We start from the raw sequence: 223 nt of genomic DNA on the forward strand, positions 1-223 counted from the left end.
GATAGTAAAAAATATTATTTTAATCCTAACACTGCTGTTGCAGTAACTGGATGGCAAACAATTGATGGTAAGAAGTATTACTTTAATCCTAACACTTTCATAGTTTCAACTGGTTATACAATTATAGATGGTAAACATTTTTATTTTAATAATGATGGTATTATGCAGACAGGTGTGTTTAAAGGACCTGATGGATTTGAATACTTTGCACCTGCTAATACTT

Annotated in this window: 1 pseudogene; it reads left to right on the top strand. The window is 30.0% G+C overall.

The annotated features are described in order from the left end of the window. A pseudogene (locus tag KGF39_RS19725) lies at positions 1 to 223 on the top strand (cell wall-binding protein); the annotation flags it as partial.

Source organism: Clostridioides sp. ZZV14-6345 (assembly GCF_020657775.1).
Lineage (GTDB): Bacteria > Bacillota > Clostridia > Peptostreptococcales > Peptostreptococcaceae > Clostridioides > Clostridioides difficile_D.